Here is a 25,339-nt window from a genome sequence, read left to right as displayed (position 1 = left end):
AATAAAAAGGGTCTAGTTAGTGGTCTCATTTTGTGCTTTCTCTTCAACGTTTCTTATTCTTCTAATTCTCTTCTTTTGAAATATCTCTTTAAATTTATTGTAATCAACAACAAGTGTAAACCCTAATCCGGTTTCAATAATTTGTCCTTGTACAATAACATCGTTTTGGTTACGTCTGTAAGCCCTTAATCTATATCTTCCATCGGCAGATAATGCATATTCTACATTTACGTTTCCTGCAATATTTGTCGATTTTTCTCCTGGTGCTTGCGGACCTTCCAATGCAAATGAACTTCCAACAGTTACGGTTAACCTATCATTAAGCAACTTTTTAGATAAGCCAATTTCTAAATCAGTTTTTTGCTGCATCGAACCTGTAGAGTAATCTTCGGACGAGTTTACACCGAAATTTAAGTCTACTCCCTGAATTAAATCAGATGTTAAATTGTTAAGCTGTTCGGTTAATAATTTACTCACACTTGAGCGGGCAAGCGTAGAAACACCCCCGCCGCCACCTGCTAAACTTTGGAAAGGGTTATTTGCTATAAATCTATTTAATGCAAGCAAAGCGAAAACTTGTTTATTCAACTCACTTTCATCGCGGTTTACATTTAATAATTTTGTGTAAACAATACCACTAAGTGCTCCACGCTCATTTTCTGGCAAATCAAGTTTGAAAGATATAATTGGTTTAAGCAATTCGCCTTTCATCATTAAATATACCTGAAATGGCAATTTCGTTTTCGCCTGGATGTTGGATGGATCATTAATCAAATCAATTGGAGCGGCATTAACTTCGTACAACGCACTTAAGTTAACATTTGCAGTTGTTGGTTCACCTGTCCAAATGATGGTACTACCTTTAACCAATTTAAATTCTTTCTTACCCAATGGGCCAACAGATAAGTTATATGAACCATCAGAAATTTCATATCTACCCGTTAAGCTTATTTTACCGCTTGGGTCCATTGTAGCATTTAAATTTGCATCACCACGAACTTTTAAAGCATCGCCATTAGCAGGATCTACAACTACGTTTAATTCGGCTTCTGGGTCTATGCTTACATTTGCAACTAAGTTAATGCCTTTTACAGGTGATTTACTGATACTATCTACTTTTAAAGCCCGTTGTCCGTTAAATGGTGGCGCATCGGCATCGATAAACTGTACAATTCCATCCTGATCAATAACTGATGGGTCGCTAGATGGTAAAGCGAAAAAGAATTTTGTTCCTTTGTTTACCTTAACCGTCATGTTTACATCAGGTTGATTTAAATCGCCCCTAACCTTAATGTTGCTGGTTAAGAAAACCGTACCATAAATTAATTCATTATTTGCTGCGGTAGAATTTATAGCCCTGAAATTGTTCATTCTAATATCCAATCCGAAGCGATAATTTTTATAATCTTTCGTCAGGATTTTTCCATTAATAGTAGCTTTTTGATTTAGTGAATCTATCAACGTAAAATTATTAAAGCTAATTCCCTCATTTGTAAATGAGATTTTCTCATTCGGCATGCGGAAATAAGAATTAACATAAGCCACATTTATACCTGCATTTTTAAAGGTTAAATCGCCGAGAATTTTTGGTGCAGTTAATGCGCCTTTAACGGAAAGCGCTCCTGTCAATGTTCCTGTTCCATTTTTTAACTGACCTTGTGATAAGCTCTCAATGTTTTTCATCTCGATTTTATCAATGTTCACTGTTAAATCAAGCGCACTTTGTGGAGCAGTATAATAAAAGCCATTAACCCTCATTTCATGCACTCCCGTAAGCGCCATATTAACTTCAAAAGCATTTGCCGTATTGTTGTTTACAGCTAATCTCAAAGTTCCCAATTGGTCTTTTTGGTAACGTAATTGGTCTACAGTTAAATTGGCTTCAAATTTTGGAGTCGACGCTAAATCTTTAACATTAGCAGTTCCATTTAAACGGCCACCAACTAATGTTGTATCCGTTTCGGCAAACTTAGTTAAAGTTTCGAGCTGAAAATCTTTAAATTCAATCGCTAAAGGCGCATTTGGAGCCGTAGGGTTACTGTTTATAGATAAGGATTGACCGCTATTGCTAATTTGAAATTGGTTAATCAAAATACCCGATGCACCAAATTGAATGTAATTATCTTGCGAAACTACCCATTTTTGATAATCCAGTAAAAGTTTTTGAGGATCTAAACTAAACTTAAAATCCTTATTGATGGATTGAAACGTTCCGCCAATTACATATTTATCTTTTAATTGCCTATCGCGAAGAAATATATTAACACCCAAATTGTTATTTGCTGCATCACCACTAATTTCTGTGTTAAACAGTGATACGGATGGGCTTTGTAAACCTTTAACCGTTAATGCGTAAGCCAGCTTGTTATTATCGTTATTGATGTTAATTACTGTTGTATCAACTTTAAAATCTCCATATACAACTTGTGGGAAGTTACCTCTAATTTTAAGACTGTCTTTTTGTGTATCAATTAAACCGTAAAACTGTGAGGGTTTAAAAACAGTTAGTTCGGGAACAAACTGTTTCAGAATTTTAGAATCGTAAATGTTGACAAAAAACCTCATCCTTTGATCGGGTATTTTGGTTACTGTGCCAAAAGCATAATATTTATTTATTTCGTTAATGATGGCATTGCTTACTTTAGAAAGCTGATATTTTCCATCAATTTTTGCAGAAAGTATTTCTGATTTTAAGGTTAATTCATTTTCAGTTTCAGTTGATTTGGCACGAACTGAAATGGTATCAACATTAATTTTTTGGGCATCTTTTACAACTTGCAAGCTGGTAATGTCAACAGTGCCATTCAGGTAATCTGCATCTGCAGTTTGCAAATCTACTTTCACTAAACCTGCGGCACTTAAAACTGTCGGACTAAAATTTAAAGCCTGCAGATTTACCTGTTTTAAGTTCAAATTAGCTTTAATTGCAGGGTATTTGCCTGTCATATTAACCTTCGCATCTAAAGCAAAATTGGCATTGCTATCGGGCATGCTGCTTTTTATGTTGATGTTTTGGTTGCTATAATTTCCAGCTAAGCTTAAGTTTCTGTAAGTGTATTTATTGTAAAAAGCGCTAAGTACTTTTGCGTTAAATTTGGCATTGATTTTTTTAGGATCTAAACCTGTTCCAACAACATCGGCTTTTACAGTAATTCTACCTAATTTTGGTTGCATTTTTAGCAATCTGCCAACATTAAAATTATTTAAGTTTACGTTGGCTTTGTAACTTTCACGCCCTTTTGGTCCTTTCATTGCAGCCGTTAAAATTGCACCGCCCATGTCCGTTTGAATGTTCATGTTGGTGTTAAAATCTGTCATTGAGCCTGTGAACTTACCTTTTGCATTTATAACATTAGGCAATTCTATGCTAGGCGGTAACGATTTTTTAGGCACAACAACTAAAATATCACCTTTAGTTAAATACAGTTTTTTGATGTTTAAATCTAGAAAGGTTTTGTTAATATCAGGCAATCCTTTAGCTGTTCCACTAATGTCAATTTGGGTATTTTTAAGTCCGCTTATTTGTAAGCGTGGAATGTTCAAATTGTTTAAGTAGCCGTTAACATCTGCATTAAGCTTTATTTTTTCATTACGATAATTTGCAGGAACAGCATCGCTAAAAAATCCAGCATCTTTTAAACCAATTGTTGTGTTTTTGAAATTCAGAGCAAGCTTGACACGTTCAGGATGCTTTGTTAAATCATCCATCGAGGTGAAATTTAATTCTGTAGCATTTTCAATCGTTGTGTTTGGCGTTTTTAAAACGAAGTTGCTTAGTTTAATCTGCTTATCGTTGTAAATTGCGTTTCCTTTTAGCTCGTTTAAAACAAAGCCACTTTTCTCTTTTAACGAACCATTTTTTACGTTGGCTTTTATGCCTGCAGCACTGTAGTTTACATCACCTGCACCAAAATTTAATCCTGTAATTTTAAGGTGGTTGAAATCCATTCCTTTTGATGCAGGTTTGGTGCCCAAATTATCAAACTGAACCGTGTTTTCTGCCAAGCTAATGTTCTTGATAATTAACCCTAAAGTCGATTTTTCTGGCACAACAGTATCTTTTACTTTCTTTAAATTATTTGATGGTGCTGGTTTAAAAGCAAAAAGTATGTTAGATTTATTCAGTTTAGCATCATCAACGGTGTATTTGCTGTTATTTAAATCTACCTTTAAATTTACTAAACCCAATTCGTTAACATCGGCAATTGCTTTTGTAGTTGAAATCTGGTCGTCGTAATTTACTTTTACATTATTAAAAGCGAAGTTCTCAACTTCAATTAATGGCAATTTACCAGTTGCTTTTTCGCTACTATCTACACTATTTGTTAAATGTTGTACCAGCTTTACTAACGGTTTTTGTTGCAAATATTTAAGGGAAGTGTTATTCAACGTTAAATCGCGAATAACATAATGCTGATTTGCTAAATCGAAAGTTTTTAGTTTAGTTTTAAATGCACCTAAATAAACTTTTACATCATTTCCAGCAACATCATCGCGGTAGGTAATCCCAATATCTTCAAATGAAACCTTGTCGATAGAAAATTTAAGTGTAGATGTAGTGTCTTTATCAACCTTTTCTTCAGGTTTTTTCTGATCGCTCATAAAAGCATCCACTAAAAAAGAGAAGTTAAAAGTTGTATCAGGACTTATTCTTTTAACATTTGCACGTATATTTTTTAGTTCAATATTATTTATCTCAACAGTATTTTTAAGCAGCTTAAATAAGCTAATATCTACCGCCAATTTTTCTGCATATAATAATGTATCGCCTTTTTTATCTTCAATGTAAAATTTGTTTAAAACCACATCTTTTGGTAAAGCAATTTTTATGCTTTCAAGGCTAACTTCTGTCTTGGTTTTGGTTTTAAGGTAATTTATGGCTTTGCCTTTTACAAAGTTTTGTACTGCCGGAATGTTAAGCGATAAAGCAATACCAACAACCAGTATGATGATAGATGCGATAACCCAGAGTAAAACTTTAAGACTTTTGCGTACGTATTTATTCAAAGCTAATTTTGTTTGGTTGAATTTTGAATGCCAAAAGCATGCCATTAAAATTTATTTTAAGGCTGTTTTTGTAATTACTACAAAAAATATCCTAAATTGTTCGCCCCGCATCATTATTTAACATTGGCGGTTTTGTAATTTTTTTAACATGAAGTCTATATCCTTAAATATAAGCATTGAGCAATACCAAAACATTAATGAGTTAAATGAAACTGATGCGATGCTTTGCAATATGGCAGAACAGGCGCTGGCAAGTTCTTACTCCCCTTATTCTAAATTTAGGGTGGGTACCGCTGTTCGTTTAAAAACAGGCGAAACCATTTTAGGTAGCAATCAGGAGAATTTGGCCTATCCATCAGGGCTTTGTGCCGAACGTGTTGCACTTTTTTCTATTGGGTCAGCCTATCCAAATGCAGTTATAGAGGCTATGGCAATTACCGCACAAACAGATGCCTTTGAAATTTTAAAACCAGTAACTTCTTGTGGAGGTTGTTTGCAAGTTATGGCAGAGTTTGAACGTAAGCAAGCCAGCCCAATTGCCGTAATTTTTTATTGCTTAAATGGTGAGGTTTTAAAAGTGCCTAGTATAAAAAGTTTATTGCCTTTCGCTTTTGTAGAAGATAGGTTGGAGAAATAATATTTTTAAAGCGCTACTAATGAATTAGATAATTATCAAGATTTTTTGGAAATGAAGGGTTCGGTAAATCTTTTGGAACAGCAGTCCCGCCATTCGCTATAGCCCTCATGAAATATTCGGGGCCGCCGCTGCTGTCGGGTTTATAATTATCAGTTTGTGCTGCTTGGTAACCAACTAGACGGTTATTCATTTATTCATTGTGTTACACTTCTTCCTAATCAAGAGATACTGAATTATCTTATTTATATTTGATTTTTCAAAATCCATGAAACAGTTTTCCTTATTCCTCTTCTCCCTATTTTTTGCTTGTACAGCTTGGTCTCAGCAAAAACTTAAACCAACAGTTACCTATAAAATTACGTATTGGCGCTCTGCAGATGGCAAACCTAAAGAAGATAGGAATGCTACAGTAATTATTGCAGGTGTAAATCAAAATTTAATCACAACTTCAACTATTTTAGATGGTCAAGGAAAATTTCCTTTTGAGCAAAGCATCATCAACAAGCCTGATAATATATTATTTCAAATCGCAGATTTAAATCAGAACAATCAAATTTCCACTGCAGATAGTTCTTCAATTTCTAAACAAATTTTTGAGTTTAGCAACGAAACCAAAGTAATTTTAGGTTACACCTGCAAAAAAGCTAAAACGATAGTAAATTCCAATACGATTGAGTTGTGGTACACTAACGAGGCAGGCATTAAAGCTGCGCCATCGGTTCTTGGTCAAAATTTGGGTTTAGTTTTAGAACAAGTTAGAAACGGAAATAGCTACATAACCGCTGCAAAAATTGAAGAATTAAAGAATACAAAACCTGTAGATTTATCAAAACTTAAACTAACCGATGGCTTAACTTATAAAGATTTGCTTTGGAAAAGCAGGTTTACAACATTAAGTATTTTTAAAGGTGAAACCATTAATTTTATAGATAAGCCCCAATCAAACGATTCCGTTTTTAAATTTTCTGGCGGTACAGTTATTGCCCGCAAAGTAAAGTTTCCCGAACTGCAAACTAACCCAAATGTTTTTGTTGATTTAACTGAACAATCAAATGGTGATGCATATGATAGAACAGGTTCAGTGTTTATTATTCCAACGGATAAAAATATCAGTTTAATGGATGCACTTAAAGGCTCGGTTAAGGATTTGCCCATTTATCAAAATGGAAACGGCAAACAGTATCAAGGTGTTGTAGCCACTTCAAACTATAACCCGGTAATCGAACTTATGCGCTTCTTTACACCTTTTGGCATTGGTAAATACAACAATTTAAAGCTAAAAGATAAAACCTGGGCCGATAAGGTTTATTACAGGCAAGATGTTAGCGAACTGTTTCCAATGGTAAATGGAAAGGAAGTTTGGGTAGCTGTTTTTATTGGAAATTATGATAAAGGCGGACACAAAGTTTCACTAAATATTACACTTCACAATGGTGGACGGCCGAAGCCAGAGAAAGCTGTAATTATGCCTTTGTTTAATTCTACAAATGTTATGGAAATGGCCGGTCAAGAGTATGCAACCATGTTTAGTAGCGATAAAGGTTTGGAAGTTTCATTCACTTTGGATAAAGATATACAAGATGCAAAGCTACGCTACATAACAACCGGACATGGCGGCTGGGGTGGAGGTGATGAATTTGTACCAAGGAAAAACACCATTTGGTTGGATGCAAAAGAAGTATTTAGTTTCGTACCATGGCGACAAGATTGCGGTTCTTACCGTTTATCCAATCCTGCTTCTGGTAACTTCGAAACAGGACTTTCTTCATCCGATTTAAGCCGTTCGAACTGGTGCCCAGGCACGGTAACAAACCCGAATATTATCGATTTAGGAAATTTAAAAGCCGGAACTCACTCCATTAAAATTACCATACCAATGGGCCCGCCACAAGGTTCGAGCAGTAGCGCATGGAATGTATCTGGAGTGTTGTTAGGAACGGAGTAATTGAGCTAAGGCTTTTGACAAGATTTACAATAGATTAGAAAATGATTGGAAAATATTAACAACTTACAATACCAATTTGATATTCCATCATGCTGTCTGCACTTTGTCTCCCCCTTTGGAGGGGGCAGGGGAAATATAACAACTTACAATACCAATCTGATATTCCATCATGCTGTCTGCACTTTGTCTCCCCCTTTGGAGGAGGCAGGGGGAGGATTTAAAAGTTATAACATTCGCTATCTTTCAATTTATCCGTTAGAAAAAATAAATTAATTCTTATCTTGAAATATGGATGAGGCTAATAAAGATAATCTTTGGCATTACAACACTAATCTTAAGAAATTTGCTAATTCTAACCGAAAAGACATGACAAAGGCGGAAGCCTGCCTTTGGAAATATGTGTTAAGTGGTAAACAGATGATGGGCTACCAATTTCGAAGGCAAAGACCAATATTAAATTTTATTGTTGATTTTATGTGTAAAGAGTTGATGCTCATTATTGAGGTTGATGGTTTAACACATCATTGGGAAGATGTAGCGAAAAAAGATATCACAAGAGATAAGCTTTTGATCGACATTGGGTTTACTGTGCTTCGATTCAATGATGATGAAATTCTTAAAGATATTGTAAATGTTAATCGTGCTATATGCTTTTATGTTGAAGGGTTTAACAATAACAAAAACAACCACCCCCTTTAATTCCCCCGCCAGCGGGGGAGACAGGGCTTATACCTGCATAATCAAGATTTGGATTTTTATTTAATTTGAATTTTAGTGTAAAAAGAGAAATCAATTCTACAAGCTTTGACAAATTTAATAGCGGACAAGCAAGAAATTTGTCAAAGCTTAATAATCTATACAAACACAAAACGTCCCTAGCTTTGACAAATTTAATAGCGGATAAGCAAGAAATTTGTCAAAGCTCAATAATCTGTAAAATACACAAACCGTCCCTAGCTTTGACAAATTTAATAGCGGATAAGCAAGAAATTTGTCAAAGCTTAATGGTCTGTAACAACACAAACGTCCCTTTGACAAATTTAATAGCGGACAAGCAAAAAATTTGTCAAAGCTTAAATCCTCAAACATTAATCTTTCTATAAAATAATCATTCATTAAATGTGAATAACCTCAATCATTCCGTAAAATCATTTTTATTATATTTACGGCTGCCAATTTTTGTAATTAGATGAGTGAAGAATTAGACCAAAACCTAAACGAAGAACACAAACATACCATAACCCCAATTAACGGTTTATACGAAAACTGGTTCCTCGATTATGCGTCTTATGTAATTCTAGATCGTGCTGTGCCGCACATTCATGACGGTTTAAAACCCGTTCAGCGACGTATTATGCATTCGCTGAAAGAAATGGACGATGGTCGTTTCAACAAAGCTGCAAACGTTATCGGTAATACAATGAAGTATCATCCGCATGGCGATGCTTCCATAGGCGATGCAATGGTGCAAATTGGTCAGAAAGATTTGCTTATTGATATGCAAGGCAACTGGGGCGACCCAATTACCGGCGATAGTGCTGCAGCTCCACGATACATAGAAGCACGACTATCAAAATTTGCGAATGAAGTTGTTTTTAATGCCGATACCACCGAGTGGCAATTAAGTTACGACGGAAGAAACAACGAACCAATTACCTTACCGGTTAAATTCCCATTGCTATTGGCGCAAGGAGCAGAAGGAATTGCCGTTGGTTTGGCAACCAAAGTAATGCCACATAATTTTATCGAACTTTTAGATGCATCAATTGAAGCTTTAAAAGGTGTTCGGCCGAACATTTTGCCAGATTTTTTTACAGGTGGAATGGCCGATTTCTCGAATTACAACGAGGGGCAACGTGGTGGTAAAATTCGGGTTAGGGCAAAAATAACGGAAAAAGATAAAAAGACTTTGGTGATTACCGAAGTTCCGTATAGCACCACAACAAGTTCGGTAATTGATAGTATTTTGGCCGCCAATGATAAGGGCAAAATCAAAATCAAAAAAATTGAAGATAGTACAGCAGCGCATGTAGAAATTATTGTGCATTTGGCGCCAGGTATTTCGCCCGATGTAACCATAGATGCGTTGTATGCTTTTACCGCTTGTGAAGTTTCCATCTCTCCAAATACATGTATCATTCAGGATGATAAGCCACATTTTTTAAGTGTAAATGATATCCTGATTGAAAATACAAAACACACTAAACGCTTACTAAAAAAGGAACTTGAAATTCGTTTGCATGAGTTGCAAGAGAAAATTTTCTTTAGTTCATTACTCAAAATATTTATTCAGGAAGGGATGTATAAAAATCCTGAATATGAAAATTCGCCCAATTTTGATAACGTGGTAGAGGTGTTGCATGTTCTATTCGAACCGTTTAAACCATCACTTTACCGCGAAATTTTACCAGAAGATTTTAAAAAGCTAATCGATAAGCCGATGAGTAGCATCACCCGTTTTGATGTGAAAAAGGCTGATGAGCAAATGAAAAATCTGGAAGATGAAATCAAAGTGGTTAAAAATCATTTAAAACATTTAACAGACTATGCCATTGCCTGGTTTCAAAGGCTAAAGGATAAATACAGCAAAGGCAGAGAACGTAAAACAGAAATCAGATTGTTTGATAGGGTTGAGGCATCCAAAGTAGCTTTAGCGAATGTTAAATTGTACATGAATCGCGAAGATGGTTTTATTGGAACCGGTTTACGTAAAGATGAATTTATTGCCGATTGCTCTGATATTGATGAAGTGATTGTGTTTCGTGAGGATGGGAAATGTATCATTACCAAAGTAGCCGATAAAACTTTTGTAGGTAAAGGAATTATTCATGCCCAGGTTTTTAAGAAAAATGATGAACGAACCATTTATAATATGATTTATAAAGATGGCTCTACAGGTACAGCATACATTAAACGTTTTGCGGTTGTTGGCGTTACCCGCGATAAAGAATACGACTTAACTAAAGGAACAAAAGGCTCAAAAGTATTGTATTTTTCTGCAAACCCAAATGGAGAAGCCGAAATTGTAAGTGTGGCTTTGAAACCGCATTCTAAACTTCGTAAACTTCAATTCGACCAGGATTTTGCCGAAGTTGTAATAAAAGGTCGTGGTTCTCAAGGAAATATTATTTCAAAATACCCGGTTAAAAAAATTGTGTTGAAAAGCAAAGGTGTTTCAACTTTATCAGGACTTAAGATTTGGTATGATGATTTATTGAAACGCCTGAATGTTGATGGCAGAGGAAAATTTCTTGGGGAATTTGATGGCGATGATAGAATTTTGCAAATCCATAAAGATGGTTACTATGAATTAAGTTCATTCGAGTTAAGCAATCATTTTGATGATGGTTTGATTTTAATTGAAAAGTTCGACCCTGAAAAAGTTTTTGCTGCGGTTCATTTCGAGGGTAAAGCACAAAATTATTTTATAAAACGCTTCGTTTTCGAATTACAATCTATAGGGCGTAAAACAATTTTCATCAGCGAAGAGCAGAAATCCAAATTGTTGTATTTAACGGCAAATCCTGCTGCAAAAGTTGTAGTAGATGTTTTAAAAGGCAAAACCCAAATTCCTGAAACGATAGAAGTTGTTTTATCTGAAGCGATTGATGTTAAGGGCTTGAAAGCTAATGGTAATCGACTATCACCACATGATGTACAGAAAGTTAAATTGGTTGAACCAGAAATCGAAGTAGAAGAAATTATTTCAGGCGATAATGTTGAGGAAGAAATTTCTCTTGAAACTGAAGATGCTGTTGATTTTACTGAACAGGAAACCTTCGCAACTGAAGTTGTTGAGGAACCAATATTAGAACCAACAAAATCTAAGGTTATTGAACAGCTGCCGGTAAATGATAATAAGCTAGAAGAAAAAGCTGTTCAAACGCCTGTTGTAGAACCTCCTAAAGAGGAAGATGCAAAACCAGCACAAAAAAGTGAAGCCGATAAACCGAAAGCTGAGGAAAAACCAGCTAAGAAAATAGATTTTGAGATTACCAATCCGAATGATATTGAGATTGATGATAAAGGGCAATTGGGCTTGTTTTAGTTATAATGATTTCGTTATTGAGAGGCATCTGCAGACTTAAAATGCTATGAACGGTCGTAACCCTGAATTCATTTCAGGGTCTTAATATCAAGGTAGCTTATTATGAAAGATGTTGAAATAACTTCAGCATGACGACCTCGAAAACGCAATACTAGATCTCATTAAAATTCGCTATGAAAGGTCGTCACCCTGAATTCATTTCAGGGTCTCAATAGCAAGGCTGCTTATTAGGAAAGATGCTGAAATAACTTCAGCATGACGACCGCGAAACCCATTGCACTAATGCAATGCTACGCGTAAATAACTTTCATCTGGATTTATGAGGTATCGGCAGACTTAAAATTGCTTCGAACGCTCGTCACCCTGAATTCATTTCAGGGTCTTAATAGCAAGGCTGCTTTGCATGAAAGATGCTGAAATAAATTCAGCATGACGACCGGGAAAGCGCAATGCTATATATCATTAAATTGCTATGAACGCTCGTCACCCTGATTTCATTTCAGGGTCCTAATAGCAAGGCTGCTTTTGCATGAAAGATGTTGAAATAACTTCAGCATGACGACCGGGAAAAATTCTGAATGATAATTAAAACTCTTCATCTTCCATTATAAAAACTATATTTGTCTTACTCAAAGGGGTGCTTTTTGAATTCTGCAATTTCTGTTGCGAACAAAAGGCTGAGATTACACCCATTTAAGAGGCTTAAGGAAAAAGGCTTAAGGTTAAGGGTTTTCACCTTATGCCTTACACCTCAAAACCTTTCGACTTTTTAATGCACCTGATTCGGATAATGCCGACGTAGGGAAGAGGTCAAATTTACAATGCTGTTTCGCCCCGAAAGCAGTTTTTCAATAATTTTTATTGGTCGAAAGACGTAGCGTATTGTAAATGAATTTTCAAGAGTGGTTTAATCTTTTTCAAAAGCAAATTGTAAATACATCTATTGTAGAATGGATGGCTGTCGGTTTTGGTGTATCAGAAGTTTTGTTGGCAAAGAAAAATAGCATCTGGCTTTATCCAACAGGAATTATCTCAATTTTATTATCCATGTTTCTGTTGCTAAATATTAAGCTGTACGCAGAAATGCTTTTAAGTATTTATTATTTGATTATGAGCGTTTACGGATGGGTAATTTGGAAAAAACGCAAAGCCGATGGGCAAAACCAGGTTTCGTGGAGTACTAGCAAAGAGCTTACAATTGCAGTGTTAATTTCTGTTGTTGGCTTCTTTATTTTTTATTTTGTATTGCGAAATCACACCGATTCTGATGTCCCTCTTCTTGATGCATTTGTTTCGTCAACAGCTTGGGCAGGCATGTGGCTTTTGGCAAAACGTAAAATCGAAAACTGGATTTTTCTAAATATCTCCAACATCGTTGCAATACCGCTATTGTTTCATAAAAAACTACCACTAATGGCGTGTTTAACTACTTTTCTTTTTGTGGTAGCCATTTTTGGTTTTTTAGATTGGAAGAAAATTATTAGTAAAAAAAAACTCGTAACGGATTAGTTCATAACAGATCAATTCTGTAAATGAATTCTTGGTTAAAATTAAACATATGCAAAATACGATAACCCAAACCTGGCAAGAACAAGTAAAGAAGCTTGCTGCCCAATCAGAAGCAATGGGTAAATTACATCCAGAAATTTTGGAACTGGCTTATCAAGAAAACTGGTTTAAACTTTTTGTGCCTAAGGTGTATGGTGGTGCAGGAAAAGAATTGCCCGAAATTTTAAGATTAGAAGAAGAACTTGCTGAGGCGGATGGAAGTTTAGGTTGGACCATAACTTTATGTGCTGGTGCAGCCTGGTTCGCAGGGTTTTTAGATAAGGATTTAGCAACAGAAATCTTTACTGATAGAAAAGTTTGTTTTGCAGGCAGTGGTGCAGTTGGTGGCGTTGCCATTAAAACTGATGATGGCTATACAATTAACGGACATTGGAAATACGCAAGCGGAGCGCTACATGCCACAATTTTTACGGCCAATTGTTTAATCAAGAATGAAGATGGTACAGATATATTGGATGAAGACGGTCATCCACAAATTCTATCATTCATACTTAGAAAACACGAAATTGAAATTTTAGCAGGCTGGTCTTACTTTGGTCTAATTGCCACTGGTAGTCATGCTTTTGAAGTTAAAAACTTAAAAGTTCCTTTCAATAGAACATTTAAAATCAACAATGATATCAAATTTGACGAAAATGGATTTGATTACCCTTTTTTGCAATTAGCCGAAACTACTTTAGCCGTAAATAGCTTGGGTATGACTAATCATTTTATTCGCCTCGTAGAAGAATCATTTTCATCACGATCAGGATTGAAGAGGTACAGCGAAAGTCAAATTGCTTATTTCAATTCAGAATTACGGCGTAACAAATCAGAAGTAGAAGGATTGAGAGCGATTTTCTATCAAACATTTGATGAATCATGGAAAGAATTAAAAACCAAAGGCTCTATTGAGGAGGATAAGTTGAAGGAAGTGAGCCTTACCAGTAGAAAATTAGCGCATGCATGTCGAGTCGCAACAGATTCACTTTTCCCCTATTGTGGTTTAGAAGCTGCAAAAAAGGAATCAGAAATTAATCGGGTTTGGAGAGATATTCATACAGCAAGCCAGCATGCATTACTTACTTTTATCGATTAATCGCCAAGCAATTCTGGTTTAATTTTATCCTGAAATTCTCTTACAAATTTGTCTAGCTTAGGTTGAATGACAAATGAGCAATAAGGCTTTTCATGATTTTTACTAAAGTAATTTTGATGATAATCCTCAGCATCATAAAATTCGGAAACAGGACTTAATTCGGTTATAATTGGCCTATCAAAGATATTATCCCTTGTTAATTCAGTTATCATTTTTTCAGTTTCACGCTTTTGTTCTTGTGTATCGTAAAACACTACCGAACGATATTGAATTCCTCTATCACTATCTTGTCTGTTAAGTAAAGTTGGATTGTGTGTTTTAAAGAAAATCAATAACAACTCATTAAATGAAATCTGTGTTTCATCAAAATCAATTTGAATAACTTCCGCATGACCGGTATTGCCATTAGAAATTTCCATATATGTTGGATGTTTTAAGGCGCCGCCCATGTAGCCTGAAACTACTTTTTCTACACCTTGTAATGATTGAAAAACTGCTTCTGTGCACCAAAAGCATCCTCCGCCAAATATCGCTGTCTGCATAATTCTATTAACGAAAATTTAATGCGAAAGGTTTTACTTGTACAAAAAAAGCCTCTTGTATTATTGCAAGAGGCTTTTTGAAGGATTTAAATCCTAATTTCGAATAGAATTATAGTACACTACTGATATTGAATATATATTGGCTTAGGTGTTAATTTCAACAATTCTTCGGGTGTCATTAAGCGTTTTGGATCCTTTTTCAAATCATTTTTATAGAACAATTTAAAGCCGGTAAATTGCACAGGTTCGCTAAATATGAAATGACGGTAAGTACCTTTTTTCAATTCAGGCTCGCCCCAACCATCCATGTGCATAACTACTTGCACTTCCGGACGTAATTTTATGTTGGCAGAATTGGTTACCATTTTTTTAGTAAATCGATGTAAAACGAATACTTTCGGAGGCAAATTGTATTTCTTAACTAGGTCTGCAAGGTAACCAGTTACATAATTGATATCCGCTGCATCATAGGTGCCGATTTTTTTCCCAGGCAGGGAACCGTCTTTCATAGAAAATTCTGGGTCGATGCCTAAGTGTACATAAGGTAATTGTAAATATTTCTCTATATGAGGAAGTTCTGCTTTAATTGTACTCAACGCAACTTGCAAATCTAGAAATACAATGGTATTAGGTTGCATTTTGGAGATTGCTAAAACAGAATCTATCTGCTTGTTTGCCATGCGATTAATATATTTTCCATCTCTACCCGGTGTCCCGCTCGCTACTGCTGCAATATAATGCAAGCCAGGTTGAACTGGAGTTGTAGGGTCTGCTTTTTCCCAACGCTTAACTTCTGTATTTAATCGCTGCCACATTTCTTTTGGTGCATATTCGCCAAGAGCACCCATTTTTTTTGAGTGTAAATTACCATAATAAACCACAATACGTTTAAATGGAAGAATAGCACCAGCTAAAGGGGTTGGCTGATTTTTAACAGGCCACTTTCCAGTAGTATCACCATTAGATAATTTGCGAACCAAAGAATCATATAATTTTGGGTCAACAGGTTTCATCACATTTACTGTAGAATCGGTTTTCTTTTTGCTGGTATCAGAAGAAAATATTTTACCAACGCCACCGCCTTTACCATCCGAATTACAGTTGGCAAATAAACTGATTGCGGCAAAACCAAGAACTAAGGTGCCCGCTACTTGAGGAAATTTCATAGAGTTATTTTATAGATTTTTAATGTTTAGACAGTTTTTCCAAATCTGTTTATACATGAAAGTAGGATGCTAAACCGGTACTTCAAAATAAAGTAATCAACATATTACACATTGCAGAATTTACCAAAAACGCCAAGTGGAAGTTTAATGCCTGCAGTGGCTTGAAGATACAATTCTCCGGTTTCTAAATTTTTAACATTAGGGAAAGATGTGCGAATTAAATTTTCTACAATTACGGAAGAAAATCCTAAAGAGTACGTATTTAAAATTAAAAAATGTTCTTTTTCGTCTAACAGCTGCACAACATCTTGCATCATTTCCTGAATATGATCTTCCAGTTTCCATTTTTCGCCATTTGGTCCGTGACCGTATGCTGGTGGATCTAAGATTATGCCATTGTATTTTTTACCTCTTTTAAGCTCCTTTTTTACAAATTTCAAAGCATCTTCAACCATCCACCTTGTGTTTTTTAAACCCGAAAGTTCTTGGTTTTCATTAGCCCAGGTTACAACCTGTTTAATAGAATCAACATGTGTAGTTTCTGCACCAGCAGCATTAGCAATAAGTGATGCTGCACCTGTGTATGCAAATAGGTTTAAAACCTTAGGTTGAGGTGTTTTAAATTTTTTGATTGATGAAGAAATGAAATCCCAGTTTACAGCCTGTTCAGGGAAAACACCAACATGTTTAAAAGAGGTTAATCCTAAACGAAGTTTAATGGCAACTTCATTGTTTTTATATTCAACATGCCAGCGATCTGGTGTAGCTGGATTTTTTTTTACCCACTCACCCGATGTAGCTGAACGACCTCGAAAAGTAATATTTGCTATTTTTTTCCATTCCTGCTCTGATAATGTTTTTTTCCAAACGGCCTGAGGTTCTGGTCGTATTAGGGTAACATTACCAAAACGTTCTAATTTTTCGAAATCCCCACAATCTATTAGTTCATAATCTTTCCAATGGGTTGGGGCAAGTAATTGTATCATTTGTTAAATATATGTTTTTCGTTACCGCGAGGCACAAAGCAATCTAAAGGTAATGTTATAATTATATGAAATTGCTGCCTAGAAATAATAAGGATTGATCATTAAAACTTATCTTTCGCAGCTTTCATAAAACGACTTGCAAACACAAAATCGTTCAGTTCTTTTATATCAGTATGGGCAATTTCTTTATTGCTGCCTTCCCAGAATTTTTTGCCTTCGTGTAAGAATAAAATATAATCGCCAATACCCATCACGGAGTTCATATCGTGGGTAACAACAATAGTAGTTGTTTTAAATTCTTCTGTTAGTTCCTGTATTAGTTCATCAATAACGATAGATGTTTTAGGATCTAAGCCCGAGTTGGGTTCATCACAAAACAAATATTTTGGGTTCATAGAAATAGCACGAGCTATACCCACTCGTTTTTTCATTCCTCCAGATAATTCTGCCGGGAACAATGCATTCTTTCCAACTAGATTTACTCGCTCCAGACAAAAATTAACACGCTCTAACTTTTCTTTTCTGGTTTGCTCTGTAAACATATTTAGCGGAAACATGATGTTGTCTTCCACAGTCATACTATCAAAAAGCGCTGAACCTTGGAAAAGCATACCGATTTCTTTACGAACATCAATACGTTGTTCGTATGTCATTGGTGTAAAATCACGTCCATCGTATAATACAGAACCTGAATCTGGCTGATGCAAACCCACCATACATTTAAGTAATGTAGTTTTACCCGAACCAGAACCACCAATAATTAAGTTGGTAACACCTTCTTCAAACTTCCCGGAAATGCCTTGTAAAACATCATTTCCTGAAAAGGATTTGTAAATATCTTTTACTTCAATCATTATAATAAAAGTTGAGTAACCAAATAATCGCAAACAAGAATAGAAATACAGCTAATAACAACTGCTCTGGTACTTGCTTGAGATACTTCTAACGCACCACCACGAACATAAAAACCTTCGTAAGCCGGAACAGAGGTGATAATAAATCCAAAAACGAAAGCTTTAACTAAAGCCACAACAATTGTATAAGGATTAAAATCGGTTGTAATACCTTGAAGATATTCTGCCGGAGTAACAGCTCCAGATATCGAACCGCCAATATAACCACCAGTAATGCTTAAAAACATAGAAATGATAACCAACATTGGTACCATGGTTATGCCTGATATAATTTTTGGAAGTATTAAATAACCTGGTGCATTGATACCCATAATTTCCAAAGCATCAATTTGTTCGGTTACACGCATAGATCCAATTTCTGAAGAGATGGCAGAACCAATTTTTCCAGCCAAAACGATTGCGCTAATTGTAGGACTTAATTCTAAAATACTAGAATCTCTATTTACCGAACCAATAATTGTTTTCGGAATAAAATCACTAACCAGCTGGAAAGCAATTTGTAATGTCATTACTGCGCCAATAAATGTAGAAATAATCGCTATTAGCCCAACAGAACCTACGCCCACATAGTCCATCTGCTTTGCTATCTCTTTAAGATATATCTTCAGTTTTTCCGGCTTTCTGAATACAGATTTGAGTAGCAGTACGTACCTGCCGAAATTGGTAAAATTCATTCCGTATGTGTTGCTTAGTTTAAATATTCAATATATAATACTACAAAGAAACGATAAAAAAGTTGTAGCACTTTGTTTATTGCAAAAATATTCGTGGTTTAGAATATAAATATGGTTTTTTGCTTACAAATATTAAACCATAAAATATGAAAGCTTTAATAACCGGGGCAACAAAAGGAATTGGTAAAGCAATAGCCATTAAATTGTGTAAAGAAGGCTATGACTTAGTTCTTGTTGCAAGAAATCAGAATGAGTTAGAAAAGTTTCGAGATGAATTATCAAATTTTGGAAGAACAATATTTATTTACGCGGCAGATTGTGCTGTGAAGCAGCAAGTTTATGAATTGCTAAATACTATTGAAAATGAAATTGGCTTTATCGATGTTTTAGTAAACAATGTTGGCGCTTTTATGCCCGGAAGTTTGTTTGATGAGGATGACGAAACCTTCGAAATGCAACAGCAAATAAATGTTAATGCTGGTTATTACATCAGTAAATTAATCGGTAAAAAGATGCGTGTAGCGCAACGTGGCCATATCTTTAACATTTGTTCAGTCGCCAGTAATGCACCCGTAAAAAATGGTGGAAGTTATAGTGTAACAAAAGCAGCGATGTTAAGTCTTAATCATGTATTGCGGCAAGAGTTAGCTCCACACAACGTTAAAGTAACTGCTTTTCTGCCGGGTTCTACCAAAACATCATCCTGGGATGGAACAACAATTCCAGATGAAAAATTTGTACAGCCTGAAGATATTGCAGAGATTTTATTTACCATTTTAAACTTAAGTAAAGGGGTAAATGTTGATGAAGTGCTAATCACTCCGCTAGATTTTTAAACACAAAATGAACAGCGTTATGGAAAAGAAGCTTTTTAGAAACGAACACGATAAAATGATTGCCGGTGTAGCTTCTGGCCTAGCAGATTACATGCAGGTAGAGGTAACCATCGTTAGATTATTGTTTGCATTATCAACCATTTTTATGGCTGGAGCCGGTTTGGTTGCCTATATTATTATGTGGATTATTGTTCCGGTAAATAACGACCCGGCAGCAAAATTCTCAAAATTTAATAATTACTTTAATAAAAATAATCCAAATGTGCCGCCATTTGCTCAGGCAGATGCTTTTGCAGGGCCGGTTGGTTCAAGTAATACAAATTGGTCGCAGCCGATAAATGATGCGCAGAAAACACCTTTTGAAACTCAAGCAAATTTTAATCAATACAACAAGCCTAACGATACCGGACGTACAATTGGTGGTTTGCTTTTACTTGTAGTTGGCTGCTTTTTCTTAATGCGTGAGTTTGATTTTATTCCCGATTGGTTTAGGTTTAGAAATTTCTGGCCGGTAATATTTATCGTTCTAGGTATTAGCATTATCGCTAAATCGAAAAGAAAAAACGAATGGGCGGCATTTCAAAATCAACAACAAGCTTCAGAAGAACCGAAAACAGAAACTGTATCTGATGCAATAATTGTTGAAGAAACAAAACCTGAAACAAACTCAACACCTACTAACCCTCAAGTATAAATATTATGAAATTAGATAGATTAATTTGGGGTATTTTACTGCTTTTTATTGGCGGTGTACTCTTGCTAGAAAACTTTGGTGTAATCGAATTTTATTGGCGCAACGTTTGGCATTTCTGGCCTGTGTTTCTAATTATCGCCGGGCTGAATATTTTATTCAACAGAAATAATTCGCAGGCAGGTAGTATGGTTTCCATTGGTGTACTTGTAATTACTTTAGGATTTCTTTTCTTTAAAGGGCAGCAAGAACCAGACAGAAATTCTTGGTGGGGCAATCGTTTAAAGAATGATGTTGATATCAATATTGATGATAACGATAATGATGATAATGACGGCGATACATCCTACAATCAATTAAATCTTTCAGAACCATTTTCTGCTATCGATAATGCAAAAAAAGCCATTTTAAATATTTCTGGCGGCGGCATTTCATTTAATTTAGATGGAGAAACAAATGATTTAATTAAAGCTGATGTTAAGAAAAGACATGGTGAATTCTCCCTAACTAAACAAACTACCGATAGTGCAACCGTGCTTACCTTTAAAATGGGCAATAAAAAGAATAGGTGGAATTTTAATGACGGTGGCAACGATGTAGATTTTAAACTAAATAAAGCACCGAACTGGGATATTATAATGAAACTTGGTGCTGGTGAAGCTGATTTTGATTTTGCAGAATACAAAGTGCGGACCTTTCGTTTTGATGGCGGTGCAGCCTCATTAGATATAAAAATGGGCGATTTATTGCCAATTGCAGATGTTGTTGTAAAGTCGGGTGTTGCTGATGTTAAAATTCAAATTCCATCAACTTCCGGCTGTAGAATTAGAACTAAAACTGGTTTATCTGCAAAAGATTTTGAAGGATTTGAAAAACTAAGTGATGGTGTTTACGAAACATCGAACTATAAATCATCCACAAAAAAAATCTTTATTAATTTGGATGGTGGATTGAGTAACTTTGAGGTGTCAAGGTATTAGAAGCGCAAAGGTAAAAGCTTAAAGACTAAAGCAGCAGTACCTTTAAATATCAAACCCAATGAACACTGATCAGTACACAGTTGTTATAAATGGTAAGTCTCAAGGTCCATATAATTTGGCTGAGTTAGCTCATTTGAACATAAAGCCAAACACGTTTATTCGTAAACCTGGAATGGATGATTATAAAGAAGCTCATGCAATTTTAGAATTGCGTGAGCTTCTTGGTTTTAGTTATCAAAAAACTGCGCCACAATATTTTGCTGCTTTTGATTTACGCTTATTGGCTTCGGTGATAGATCACTTTCTGATTTTTGTAGTTTACTGTATTGTTATTTTAGTAAGTTTCATCACAATCGAAGGTAAAGATCAACGTATGATGGCTTTTTTAATTCCATTTCCTGCAATTTTTCTGATAAAGTTGATTTACGGCAGTTTTGCTGAATCTTCAAAACGGCAGGCAACAATTGGCAAGCGTTTGGTTAATATTAAAGTAACAGATTTAGAAGGAAGCCGAATATTATTGGGCCGATCATTCATCCGCAACTTTTCAAAAATAATTTCTGTAATCCCAGCTTTTTTTGGTTATTTCTATAGTTTCTTAAATAAGAAAAATCAATGCTGGCATGATATAGCTGCAGATACTTTGGTCATAAAAGAACGTTTGATATAGATTCCATTTTGATTGTTAAATTAAGTTAATTAAAAGAGAAATCGTTTTTTATTGGGTAGTTTTATTACGATTTTATCCTTCTTTATGAAATATCTACTCTTGATAGTTTTTGCCTTATCACACTTAACTGTATGTTGTCAAATTTATCCAGACTCTTTAAATAATGAAAGGGATGAATATAACTTAGGATTCGAAAAAATAATCCCTGGTTCCAATTCTTCCGTAGGTTGGCATACTGGAATTACAAAAAGTGGATTTAAGATAGTAATAGATTCAAACGAAAAGCATAACGGAAGATATTCTTTATCGATAGAATGTATTAATGAAGAAGGTGCTTCTAATTACGCTATGACCGGGATGTTTATCCCAGCAAAATATGTAGGCTTTGAAGTAGAGGTGAAGTTCTACTTAAAAATGAAAAATGTTAAAGAGCATGTTGACTTTCCTTTCAGGATTGACGATGGAGATGATGATAAGTTACAGTTTACGAATCTATTATCCAGAAGAATATATGGTACGCAAGACTGGAAACAATACAGTCTGAAGTTACCACTTCAAAAAGAATCGTCGAAAATTTATCTTTTTCCTTTGTTATATGGATCTGGTAAAATGTGGATAGATGATATACAGGTATTGATTGATGGCGTAGATATCCGGTTTGCGAGATTTAAACCAAATTATAATCCTAATGCCCCGAAGTCAATTAATTATGGTAATAATGCTGCCGCATCTGGAAAGGTTAAAGTAAAAAACGCTGAATTGTATTACGAAACCTATGGATTAGGAGAGCCATTGTTACTGTTACATGGAAATAGCCAATCCATAAATGTCTTCAAGAAGCAGATTAAGGAATTCTCGAAAAGTTACAAAGTAATTGCTGTTGATACTCGCGGACAAGGTAATAGTACAGATAATAATTCGGAACCACTTTCCTATAATCTCTATGCAGAAGATATTAAAGTATTACTTGATTCTTTACACATCAGCAAAGTAAATATTTTAGGGTGGAGTGATGGAGGTAATACTGGGTTGATTTTGGCTGCAAAATACCCTGATTACGTAAAAAAATTAGCTGTTACCGGGGCATGCACAAATCCAAATGAAGCAGTTTCTTCTAGTACCTTAGCAGAAGTTCGTAAGGCTATAGAAGGTTTAAAAGATAAATCAGATGAGAAATCTAAATATCAAGTTAAGTTATTTACCATGTTATTAACTGAACCGCATATTACTCCCAGCGATTTAAAATATATTAAGGCTCCAGTTTTGGTGATGGCTGGAGAAAAGGATATGATTTTAGAAAAGCATACCAGATTTATTGCGGATAATATTTCTAAATCGCAGCTTTTTATTTTTAAAGGAGCTTCGCATTATGTGCCCGTTGAAAAAGCTTTAGAATTTAATAATAAGGTATTGATGTTTTTGAACCGCGATTAATTTATAACCTTCTATTAAAAATACTCAAGTCATAAAAGAACGTTTGATATAGATTTTAAGTCATTCTCTAGTTCAAAATGCGCTCATTCAAAATTCTATCTATATCTTTGTAACAACATGGAAAATTTATTGGTAAAGCCAGAATTAGGTGGTGGATATTGCAACAGTTTAACGCAATATTCGAGGTTTTTAACCCGAGAGGTAAACATTGGTGATATTGCACTTGGCGGTCATAATCCGATTCGTATCCAATCGATGACGACCACCGATACCATGAATACCTTAGCCACTGTTGAGCAAACCATCCGCATGGTAGAATCGGGTAGCGAATATGTTCGTATTACCGCCCCCAGTATTAAAGAGGCAGAAAATCTTGCCAACATAAAAAAAGAACTTCGCTATCGAGGCTATAATGTTCCCCTAATTGCCGATATCCACTTTACACCAAATGCTGCGGAAATGGCAGCACGAATTGTTGAAAAGGTTCGTGTAAATCCTGGTAACTATGCTGATAAAAAGAAATTCGAAAATATAGAATATACCCAAGACGCATACAACGCCGAGCTTTCCCGGATTTATAAGAAATTTATTCCCCTGGTAAAAATCTGTAAAGAATATGGTACAGCCATGCGAATTGGCACGAACCATGGTTCACTATCAGATAGGATTATGAGCCATTACGGAGATACGCCCAGAGGAATGGTGGAATCTGCAATGGAATTTATCCGCATGTGCGAAGACCAGAATTACTTCAACCTGGTAATTTCTATGAAAGCCAGCAATACGCAGGTTATGGTTCAGGCTTATCGTTTGCTGGTAGAAACGATGGTTAAGGAGGGCATGAATTACCCGCTGCATTTAGGTGTTACCGAGGCAGGCGATGGAGAAGATGGTCGCATAAAATCGGCAGTTGGCATCGGTACTTTGTTAGAAGATGGTTTAGGAGATACCATTCGTGTTTCTTTAACTGAAGACCCTGAATTTGAAGCACCTGTTGCAAAAGCATTGGCTGATAGATATGTTTTTAGAGGTCGGGAGTCGGATATTGTAAGTCAGAAAATGGATAACACATCTTCCATTTTACATACGCCATCTACCATCAAAACATATTCGCCTTATGCCTATTCTCGCCGGGTTACAGCTCCTGTTCAGCACATAGGTGGTCATCATCATCCGGTAGTAATGATTGATGTATCAAAAGAAAATTTAAAAGACCCATATTTTTTAAGTGCTGTTGGTTACAATTACAGTGCAGGTTTGGATAAATACAACCTTGCCGACCAGGCTTGCGATTTGGCTTATTTGGGAGATAAATTGCCATCATTCTCATTTCCAGGAAACCTGAAACAGATATATAATTATAACACTTGGTTGAATTTAAAGGATAAAAATAATTGCCATCCCTTATTTACATTGGATGAGTATAACAAAACCAGTGTAAAAGATGAATATTTAAATTTCATTGCAGTTGATGCACAACAATTCAACACTTCAACATTCGAACATTCGACCAATGTTGTACTTATTCTCGAAACCTCTGCTAACCATGGAATGGCAGAACAACGGGCATTTTTCATCGCCTTACAGCAGAGAAACATTCAAGTTCCGGTAATTATTAAAAGAACTTATCAAGATATTAATGCGGATAATTTAATGCTTTATGCTGCAACAGATATTGGTGCATTGTTTACTGATGGTTTTGGTGATGGAATTTGGATTGACGCAGCTGATAAAAATTTAGCGCTGATTAATGTAATAAGTTTTGGTATTTTGCAGGCAACAAGAACCAGAATCAGTAAAACTGAATATATTTCTTGCCCAAGTTGCGGAAGAACTCTTTTCGATTTACAAGAAACTACTCAACTAATCCGCTCTCGTACCGATCATTTGAAAGGACTTAAAATTGGTATTATGGGCTGCATTGTAAATGGTCCTGGTGAAATGGCAGATGCTGATTATGGCTATGTAGGCACCGGACCAGATAAAATTACATTATACCGTGGTCAAGAAGTGGTTAAGAAAAATGTTAACACCGCTTTTGCATTAGATGAATTGATTGATATTATAAAAGGTGATGGAAATTGGGTTGAAAAAGGTTAGTTTTAATTGTTTTTAACGAATATTTTTTTCGATAGGAATAGGAGCACGTTATTGATAAGAAC

19 protein-coding genes are annotated in these 25,339 nt (G+C 35.4%); 12 read left to right on the top strand and 7 right to left on the bottom strand.

Going from position 1 to position 25,339, the window contains the following annotated elements:
• Positions 1–12 precede the first annotated feature (12 nt).
• Positions 13–5,007: a translocation/assembly module TamB domain-containing protein gene (locus D7004_RS16175; protein WP_123206956.1), complete on the bottom strand. Its 4,995-nt coding sequence runs from the start codon at positions 5,005–5,007 to the stop codon at positions 13–15.
• Between the two features lie 148 nt (positions 5,008–5,155).
• Here D7004_RS16175 and D7004_RS16170 point away from each other — a divergent pair, with 148 nt between their 5' ends.
• On the top strand, positions 5,156–5,644 hold the full coding sequence (locus D7004_RS16170) for a cytidine deaminase (RefSeq protein ID WP_123206868.1): 489 nt from the start codon (positions 5,156–5,158) through the stop codon (positions 5,642–5,644).
• A 16-nt stretch (positions 5,645–5,660) separates the two neighbouring features.
• Here the strand turns inward: D7004_RS16170 and D7004_RS20735 are convergent, their stop codons facing one another.
• Positions 5,661–5,834 carry a hypothetical protein gene (locus tag D7004_RS20735; protein ID WP_167459522.1) on the bottom strand — a complete coding sequence of 58 codons (174 nt, stop codon included), beginning with the start codon at positions 5,832–5,834 and terminating at the stop codon, positions 5,661–5,663.
• Between the two features lie 75 nt (positions 5,835–5,909).
• On the opposite strand from D7004_RS20735, the gene D7004_RS16165 reads away from it, so the two are divergent.
• The 5 genes from D7004_RS16165 to D7004_RS16145 all read left to right on the top strand — a co-directional run bounded on the left by D7004_RS16165 (position 5,910) and on the right by D7004_RS16145 (position 14,284).
• Positions 5,910–7,589, top strand: a complete 1,680-nt coding sequence (locus tag D7004_RS16165) for a PNGase F N-terminal domain-containing protein (protein WP_123206867.1) — start codon at positions 5,910–5,912, stop codon at positions 7,587–7,589.
• A 288-nt stretch (positions 7,590–7,877) separates the two neighbouring features.
• Positions 7,878–8,288, top strand: coding sequence for an endonuclease domain-containing protein (locus D7004_RS16160; RefSeq protein WP_123206866.1), 411 nt, complete (start codon positions 7,878–7,880; stop codon positions 8,286–8,288).
• Positions 8,289–8,778: 490 nt separating this feature from the next.
• Positions 8,779–11,637, top strand: coding sequence for a DNA gyrase/topoisomerase IV subunit A (locus D7004_RS16155; RefSeq protein WP_123206865.1), 2,859 nt, complete (start codon positions 8,779–8,781; stop codon positions 11,635–11,637).
• Between the two features lie 888 nt (positions 11,638–12,525).
• Positions 12,526–13,146, top strand: coding sequence for a nicotinamide riboside transporter PnuC (gene pnuC, locus D7004_RS16150; protein ID WP_123206864.1), 621 nt, complete (start codon positions 12,526–12,528; stop codon positions 13,144–13,146).
• A gap of 49 nt (positions 13,147–13,195) precedes the next feature.
• Positions 13,196–14,284, top strand: coding sequence for an acyl-CoA dehydrogenase family protein (locus tag D7004_RS16145; protein ID WP_123206863.1), 1,089 nt, complete (start codon positions 13,196–13,198; stop codon positions 14,282–14,284).
• On the opposite strand, the gene msrA is transcribed toward D7004_RS16145, so the two are convergent.
• The 5 genes from msrA to D7004_RS16120 form a co-directional block, all read right to left on the bottom strand.
• Positions 14,281–14,826: a peptide-methionine (S)-S-oxide reductase MsrA gene (gene msrA, locus D7004_RS16140; RefSeq protein ID WP_123206862.1), complete on the bottom strand. Its 546-nt coding sequence runs from the start codon at positions 14,824–14,826 to the stop codon at positions 14,281–14,283. The two genes, D7004_RS16145 and msrA, sit on opposite strands and share 4 nt — an antisense overlap.
• A gap of 119 nt (positions 14,827–14,945) precedes the next feature.
• Entirely contained in the window at positions 14,946–15,992 is a 1,047-nt protein-coding gene (locus D7004_RS16135; RefSeq protein ID WP_123206861.1) for a hypothetical protein, read from the bottom strand.
• A 104-nt stretch (positions 15,993–16,096) separates the two neighbouring features.
• The gene (locus D7004_RS16130; RefSeq protein WP_123206860.1) at positions 16,097–16,978 is read right to left on the bottom strand and encodes a class I SAM-dependent methyltransferase; all 882 of its coding nucleotides are present in this window, start codon (positions 16,976–16,978) and stop codon (positions 16,097–16,099) included.
• Positions 16,979–17,079: 101 nt separating this feature from the next.
• Complete coding sequence (locus D7004_RS16125; protein ID WP_123206859.1) at positions 17,080–17,832, bottom strand: ABC transporter ATP-binding protein; 753 nt, start codon at positions 17,830–17,832, stop codon at positions 17,080–17,082.
• On the bottom strand, positions 17,832–18,566 hold the full coding sequence (locus D7004_RS16120; protein ID WP_123206858.1) for an MlaE family ABC transporter permease: 735 nt from the start codon (positions 18,564–18,566) through the stop codon (positions 17,832–17,834). Before D7004_RS16120 ends, D7004_RS16125 begins: the two co-directional genes overlap by 1 nt.
• Before the next feature lie 146 nt (positions 18,567–18,712).
• Between D7004_RS16120 and D7004_RS16115 the strand changes: the two genes are divergently transcribed.
• The 6 genes from D7004_RS16115 (at position 18,713) to ispG (ending at position 25,277) form a co-directional block, all read left to right on the top strand.
• Complete coding sequence (locus D7004_RS16115; protein WP_123206857.1) at positions 18,713–19,402, top strand: SDR family oxidoreductase; 690 nt, start codon at positions 18,713–18,715, stop codon at positions 19,400–19,402.
• A 19-nt stretch (positions 19,403–19,421) separates the two neighbouring features.
• Positions 19,422–20,096, top strand: coding sequence for a PspC domain-containing protein (locus D7004_RS16110; RefSeq protein WP_167459521.1), 675 nt, complete (start codon positions 19,422–19,424; stop codon positions 20,094–20,096).
• Between the two features lie 5 nt (positions 20,097–20,101).
• Positions 20,102–21,073 (top strand): LiaF transmembrane domain-containing protein, encoded by a 972-nt coding sequence (locus D7004_RS16105; protein ID WP_123206855.1) that lies wholly within the window; start codon positions 20,102–20,104, stop codon positions 21,071–21,073.
• A gap of 58 nt (positions 21,074–21,131) precedes the next feature.
• Positions 21,132–21,743 carry an RDD family protein gene (locus tag D7004_RS16100; protein WP_123206854.1) on the top strand — a complete coding sequence of 204 codons (612 nt, stop codon included), beginning with the start codon at positions 21,132–21,134 and terminating at the stop codon, positions 21,741–21,743.
• Positions 21,744–21,827: 84 nt separating this feature from the next.
• Positions 21,828–23,177: an alpha/beta fold hydrolase gene (locus D7004_RS16095; protein ID WP_123206853.1), complete on the top strand. Its 1,350-nt coding sequence runs from the start codon at positions 21,828–21,830 to the stop codon at positions 23,175–23,177.
• Positions 23,178–23,294: 117 nt separating this feature from the next.
• Positions 23,295–25,277 (top strand): (E)-4-hydroxy-3-methylbut-2-enyl-diphosphate synthase, encoded by a 1,983-nt coding sequence (gene ispG / locus D7004_RS16090; protein ID WP_123206852.1) that lies wholly within the window; start codon positions 23,295–23,297, stop codon positions 25,275–25,277.
• The last annotated feature ends 62 nt before the right edge of the window (positions 25,278–25,339 follow it).

This window comes from Pedobacter jejuensis (genome assembly GCF_003725795.1).
Taxonomy (GTDB): Bacteria; Bacteroidota; Bacteroidia; order Sphingobacteriales; family Sphingobacteriaceae; genus Pedobacter; species Pedobacter jejuensis.
This window is presented reverse-complemented; position numbering and strand designations above follow the sequence as displayed.

Excerpts from the sequence above, each read along its gene's own strand:
- D7004_RS16095 (WP_123206853.1), top strand. The coding sequence starts at position 21,828 with ATGAAATATCTACTCTTGATAGTTTTTGCCTTATCACACTTAACTGTA.
- D7004_RS16130 (WP_123206860.1), bottom strand. The coding sequence starts at position 16,978 with ATGATACAATTACTTGCCCCAACCCATTGGAAAGATTATGAACTAATA.
- D7004_RS16155 (WP_123206865.1), top strand. The coding sequence starts at position 8,779 with ATGAGTGAAGAATTAGACCAAAACCTAAACGAAGAACACAAACATACC.
- D7004_RS16105 (WP_123206855.1), top strand. The coding sequence starts at position 20,102 with ATGAAATTAGATAGATTAATTTGGGGTATTTTACTGCTTTTTATTGGC.
- D7004_RS16170 (WP_123206868.1), top strand. The coding sequence starts at position 5,156 with ATGAAGTCTATATCCTTAAATATAAGCATTGAGCAATACCAAAACATT.
- D7004_RS16110 (WP_167459521.1), top strand. The coding sequence starts at position 19,422 with ATGGAAAAGAAGCTTTTTAGAAACGAACACGATAAAATGATTGCCGGT.
- D7004_RS16135 (WP_123206861.1), bottom strand. The coding sequence starts at position 15,992 with ATGAAATTTCCTCAAGTAGCGGGCACCTTAGTTCTTGGTTTTGCCGCA.
- pnuC (WP_123206864.1), top strand. The coding sequence starts at position 12,526 with ATGAATTTTCAAGAGTGGTTTAATCTTTTTCAAAAGCAAATTGTAAAT.
- D7004_RS16100 (WP_123206854.1), top strand. The coding sequence starts at position 21,132 with ATGAACACTGATCAGTACACAGTTGTTATAAATGGTAAGTCTCAAGGT.
- D7004_RS16145 (WP_123206863.1), top strand. The coding sequence starts at position 13,196 with ATGCAAAATACGATAACCCAAACCTGGCAAGAACAAGTAAAGAAGCTT.
- D7004_RS16115 (WP_123206857.1), top strand. The coding sequence starts at position 18,713 with ATGAAAGCTTTAATAACCGGGGCAACAAAAGGAATTGGTAAAGCAATA.
- msrA (WP_123206862.1), bottom strand. The coding sequence starts at position 14,826 with ATGCAGACAGCGATATTTGGCGGAGGATGCTTTTGGTGCACAGAAGCA.
- D7004_RS16120 (WP_123206858.1), bottom strand. The coding sequence starts at position 18,566 with ATGAATTTTACCAATTTCGGCAGGTACGTACTGCTACTCAAATCTGTA.
- D7004_RS20735 (WP_167459522.1), bottom strand. The coding sequence starts at position 5,834 with ATGAATAACCGTCTAGTTGGTTACCAAGCAGCACAAACTGATAATTAT.
- D7004_RS16125 (WP_123206859.1), bottom strand. The coding sequence starts at position 17,832 with ATGATTGAAGTAAAAGATATTTACAAATCCTTTTCAGGAAATGATGTT.
- ispG (WP_123206852.1), top strand. The coding sequence starts at position 23,295 with ATGGAAAATTTATTGGTAAAGCCAGAATTAGGTGGTGGATATTGCAAC.
- D7004_RS16165 (WP_123206867.1), top strand. The coding sequence starts at position 5,910 with ATGAAACAGTTTTCCTTATTCCTCTTCTCCCTATTTTTTGCTTGTACA.
- D7004_RS16160 (WP_123206866.1), top strand. The coding sequence starts at position 7,878 with ATGGATGAGGCTAATAAAGATAATCTTTGGCATTACAACACTAATCTT.